Origin of the sequence: Bacillus pseudomycoides DSM 12442 (genome assembly GCF_000161455.1) — a bacterium.
Classification (GTDB): domain Bacteria; phylum Bacillota; class Bacilli; order Bacillales; family Bacillaceae_G; genus Bacillus_A; species Bacillus_A pseudomycoides.
Genome location: NZ_CM000745.1, coordinates 5,462,858 through 5,468,595, shown reverse-complemented (window position 1 = coordinate 5,468,595; position 5,738 = coordinate 5,462,858). Strand labels below are relative to the sequence as shown.

The window sequence follows — 5,738 nt, the reverse complement described above, 5'->3', positions numbered from 1 at the left end:
GGTCGTTCAGGTACAAAAACTAATTCCTCATTTCTTTAAAGGCCATGCCCTTGTTTTAGAAGAAGGCGAATGGATGCAGGAAGGGAAAGATGACCTTACAAAGGAAAATGTACCAGATGACACAGCTTATATTATTTACACATCTGGTACCACTGGGAGACCGAAAGGTTGCCAGATTTCTCATCGAAACGTTATTAAAACAGTAAAAAATAACGGCTATATTGAAATCACAACGGACGATCGTTTTCTTCAGTTATTGAATTATGCTTTTGATGGTTCCGTGTTTGATATATACAGTGCCTTGTTGAATGGAGCTAGACTCGTGCTTGCTCCAAACAAAGCTGCTAGCGATCTTAAGGAAATTGCAAGGTTAATGGAAGAGGAGAATATTACGATATCTCTTATGACCACGGCATTGTTTAATGTAATTGTAGATGAGCAGATATCTTGTTTGAAAAACTTGAGAAAAGTCCTGATGGGCGGCGAGAAGGCTTCTGTAAAACATGTTCGCAAAGCCGTTAATTATCTAGGAGATAACCGGATAATTAATGTTTATGGTCCAACCGAAACAACGGTATTTGCTGCTACGTATGAAGCCGATCATCAAATAAACTCTTTGGATTGTATTCCTATAGGCGGCTCAATAAATAATACACAGCTGTACGTTGTAGGCCGCTTTGGTCATCTCCAACCAGTGGGCGTTTCTGGGGAATTATATATAGGCGGAGATGGAGTAGGTAAAGGTTATGTAAACCAAAGTGAGCTTACAAACAAATTCTTTATAGATAATCCTTTCGGTGGAGGTAAGGTATATAAAACTGGTGACTTAGTACGCTGGCTACCTAATGGGAATTTGGAATATCTGGGGAGATCGGATCAACAGGTGAAACTCCGTGGACATAGAATAGAACCAAGCGAGATAGAGGCTAGACTGGCTGAATATCCTGGCATACAAAACTGTGTAGTGGCTGTAAAAGGAGAAGGCTCGAATGAATCTTACTTATGTGCTTATTATGTAGCTGAATTGGAAGTGGAAACTGTAGCGTTGAAGAACTTTTTACAGGAAAAGCTTCCTAGTTTCATGATTCCTACAAGATTTGTGCAGCTGGATGAAATTCCGCTCACCTCAAATGGGAAGGTGGACAAAGGCAGTCTGCCGGAAATACAGGAAACTCATGACCTTCGACATCAAAAAGCAACTACACAATTAGAGCAGCAGCTAGTTGTCCTTTATCAAGAAGTTCTTAACAGGGAGAATATTGGAATCTATGATAACTTCTTTGAATTAGGCGGTCATTCTTTAAAGTTAATGATGCTTACTTCAAGAATATCTAAAGAATTAGCTGTAGATATTTCCTTTAGAGACGTATATGCTAACCAAACTGTAAAGCAGTTGGCAGACCATATAAATTCGCTAGAAAAAAACACCTTCGAGGCGATTAATCCTGCGCTTGAAAGCGAGTTCTATCCAGTATCTTATGCTCAAAAGCGGATGTATCTGGTTCAGGAAATTGAAGGGGATGACAGCACGCACTACAATATGCCAATTGCGTTGAAAATTAAAGGTGCGCTTCAGAAAACAAAAGTAGAGACCATCCTGCAATCATTAGTGGATAGGCATGAGTCTCTTCGTACCTCTTTTCATATTAAGGATGAGCAGATTGTTCAAAAAATTCATCAGCATGTTGATTTTCAGTTTGAAATCATTTCTTCCTCAGGAAGAGATGAATCAGTACTGGTAGAACAGTTTGTACGACCATTTAATTTACAAAGTGGTAGCTTATTTAGAGCGGCCTTAATTGAGAAATCAAGTGAAGATTTTATTCTCTGTCTAGATATGCATCATATTATCTCTGACGGAGTGTCTGCCAATATTCTATTTCAGGAGTTTGTATCTTTGTACCGTAATGAAAAGCTGCCTGAATTATCTGTTCAATATAAGGACTACAGTGTTTGGCAACAGAGAGAAGATCAGGAGCAGAAAATTCGAGAACAGGAGGCATTTTGGCTAAATAGGTTTACTGGAGAGATGCCGGTTTTGAACATGCCTTTAGATTTTCCAGAGCGTGCAGATAAACTGTCCAAGGGAGAGACTTTTCATACGGAAATAAATGCGGATCTACTGGAAAAATTAAGAGACCTTTCTATCAGAGGTGGAACTACGCTGTTTACAACGCTCCTGGCTTCGTTTCATATTTTCCTTTCTAAATATACCAGTCAGGAAGATATTGTGGTGGGTACTCCTATTTCAGGTAGAAGTCATACTGATCTTGAAAGAATTGTAGGAATGTTTGTCAACACATTGGCAATTCGTTTGCAGTCTAATTCTAGCCTTACATTTAATGAGTTTCTTGCCAAAGTAAAAAATGAAGCTGTCCTTGCGTTTGATCATGCAGAATATCCTTTTGAAATGTTGGTTGAAAAGCTGAATCTTTATCGAAATTCCGGTAGCAACCCACTTGTTCACACTATATTTACTTTACAAAGTGAGAGTTCGTCTGCTGATGGAATCCCTGATCTTACGGTAACCCCTTACGAATGGGAGTGGGGAAATTCAAAATATGATTTTACACTTGCTGCAACAGAGGGGGAAAGTTTAAGGATTTCAGTGGAATATAATACTGGAAAATTTAAAAGAAGCACTATTAGGAGAATGCTTAGGCATTTTGAATGGATTTTAGAACAAATTACTAAAAATCCTGATATGTTATTAAAAAGCATTGAGATAGCCACTCCGAATGAAAAGGATATGGTCTTAGAACAGTTTAATAGCACTTATAAACACATTCCAACAAATAAAACTATACATCAGCTTTTCGAAGAACAGGCAGAAAAAACACCCGGATATCCTGCTGTCATATATAAAGATGAGGTTCTTACGTACGGGGAATTAAATAATCAATCAAATAGGCTGGCCAAAATGTTAAGAAAAGCCGGAGTTGGTCCTGAAACAGTAGTGGGAGTAATTATGAATCCGTCTTTAGAAATGGTTGTAAGTACTCTTGCTATTCTTAAATCAGGAGGGGCTTTTTTGCCAATTGATCCTAAATTGCCTGTCGGTAGACAAGTTTATATGCTTGAGGATAGTTCTGCTGATTATTTGGTGGCCCATACGCTTAATCAAATTCCGGAATCTTATGGAGGGAACACTTTTTGTTTAGAGCAGCTATCCTTATCAAACGAAGATGAACCGAACCTTGAGAGTATCATCAAGCCAGACAATCTTGCCTATGTTATCTATACGTCTGGTACAACAGGAAGACCTAAAGGTGTGATGGTAGAACATCTTTCTCTCGTAAATCTGTGTTTTTGGCATAATCACGAATTCCAAGTTATGCCAAAAGACCGAAGCGTAAAATTAGCGGGATTTGGTTTTGATGCTTCTGTATGGGAGATATTTCCTTATTTAATTGCCGGATCTTCTATTTATATAGTAGAAGATGATATTAGGGGGGATGCAGTTGCCTTAAACAGCTACTTTGAGAAAAACGAAATAACCATCAGTTTTCTGCCTACCCAGTTAGCAGAACAGTTCATCCCTCTCAACAATAGCTCATTAAGAATTTTGTTAATTGGCGGAGAGAAAGTTAGAAAAGTAAGTAGTGCACCATATAGAATCGTGAATAATTACGGTCCTACTGAAAATACCGTTGTGGCAACCAGCTGCACACTCTGTGAAAATCAAAGGGAATATCCGATTGGACAACCAATATGGAATAACCAAATCTTAATTCTCAGTCCCGCTGGAAATGTGCAGCCTGTCGGTATTCCTGGAGAACTATATATTGCGGGGAGAGGATTAGCCAGAGGTTATATGAATAACCCTACTCTTACTGAAGAGAGGTTTGTGGAAAATTCTTACTCAGAGGGTAAAATGTATTCAACTGGAGATGTAGCACGATGGCTTCCAGATGGCAAGATTGAGTTTCTTGGAAGACAAGATAATCAAGTGAAGATAAGAGGATTTCGAATAGAGATAAACGAAATAGAATCCTGCCTACTTCAGTATCCATCAATTCAAGAAGCTGTCGTTTTGGCTCATGAGGATGAAAGTAAGCGTTATTACTTATGTGCATATATAGTATCGTCTAATAGAGCTGATTACAGCGAGATTCGGCGTTTCTTACTTGAACAACTTCCTGAATATATGGTGCCAGCTCATGTCATTCAACTTGATCGTATTCCATTAAATCCAAACGGGAAGATAGATAAGAAAAAGCTGTTAGAAGTTACAGAATTCACTTTACCGGTTTCAAAATATACAGCACCAAGTAATCCTCTTGAGAAAAAGTTGGTAGCTATTTTTAAGGATGTTCTAAAAGTTGAACAAATTGGCGTTCATGACAATTTTTTTGAAAGGGGAGGACATTCGCTTAATGCCACTATTCTTCTCTCAAGGATTCATAAGCAGCTTAACGTAGGAATTAAATTACGTGAATTTTTTGCTAATCCTACAGTTTTTGGGACAGCACAGCTCATGCGACAGGAAAAAAATACTCGGTACCTTTCAATTCCGAAAGCGGCAGAACGGCCTTCTTACTCAGCTTCTGCCGCTCAGAAGAGAATGTTTATAGTCGAACAGCTGGATGCCCAGAACGATGGAACGAATTATAATATGCCAATTGTTATGGAAACTAAAGGGAATCTGAGTGCGGAAAATGTTGAAAAATCGTTCAAGTCATTGATAGCTAGACATGAGGCTCTTCGTACGTCTTTCCATTTGGAGGATAGTCATCTTACTCAAGTTATTCATCATCAAGATATACCTTGGAGTTTGGATGTTGTTAGAGCATCAGAATCTGAAATTGAAAATCTTGTAAAGAAATTTATAGTACCATTTGATTTGCAAAAGGCGCCATTATTTCGTGCTGTTTTACTTGAAATTAGTCCAAATCGACAACTTATTATGATGGATATGCATCATATAATAGCTGATGGAATCTCGGCTAATATTCTTTTAAGGGACTTCTGTGCTTTATACCAAGGGTACAGCCTGCCGGACATCACTCTGAACTACAAAGATTTTGCTGTTTGGCAGAAGGAAGATGAACAGATTGAAAAGTTAAAGACCGATGAGGAATATTGGTTAAATATGTTATCAGGGGAACTTCCTGTGTTGGATCTTCCTACCGATTTTACACGGCCACCTGTAAGGCAGTTTAAAGGAGAAACCCTTGAATTTTCAGTGGATAGCTCTATTTTGAAAAAGTTGAAGGAACTCTCAGCTTCAGAAGGGGCAACTTTATATATGACTTTATTAGCTGCCTATAATGTACTTCTTTCTAAATATACAGAAAAAGAAGATATTATCGTCGGGTCTCCAATTGCCGGTAGGCCTCATGCTGATCTTGAAGAAGTAGTTGGTGTATTCATTAATGTTCTTGCTTTAAGAAATAGACCGGAAGGAAGTTTGAGTTTCCGTGAATTTCTTGCAAATGTCAAAACGGAAACATTGAAATCTTATGAATATTCAAATTATCCTTATGAAGAGCTTGTAGAAAAGTTAGATCTAAAACGGGATTTTAGCCGAAATCCTATATTTGATACGACATTTAGTTTGCAGAATTTTGACTTGGACATAGCTATAGGAGAGGAACTGCAATTTAAGCCATATGAGATTGAATGGAAAAGCTCGAAGTTTGACCTAAGCTGGATATGTCAAGAGGGAGAATCTCTTTATATAACACTAGAGTACAGCACTAGCCTGTTTACTCTGGAAACAATCAGAAGAATGAAAC

At 38.1% G+C, this 5,738-nt stretch carries 1 protein-coding gene; it reads left to right on the top strand.

The genetic code is table 11. From position 1 onward, the window contains the following. The coding region (locus BPMYX0001_RS27665) for an amino acid adenylation domain-containing protein (RefSeq protein ID WP_167535694.1) at positions 1–5,738 on the top strand (5,738 nt) is incomplete at both ends.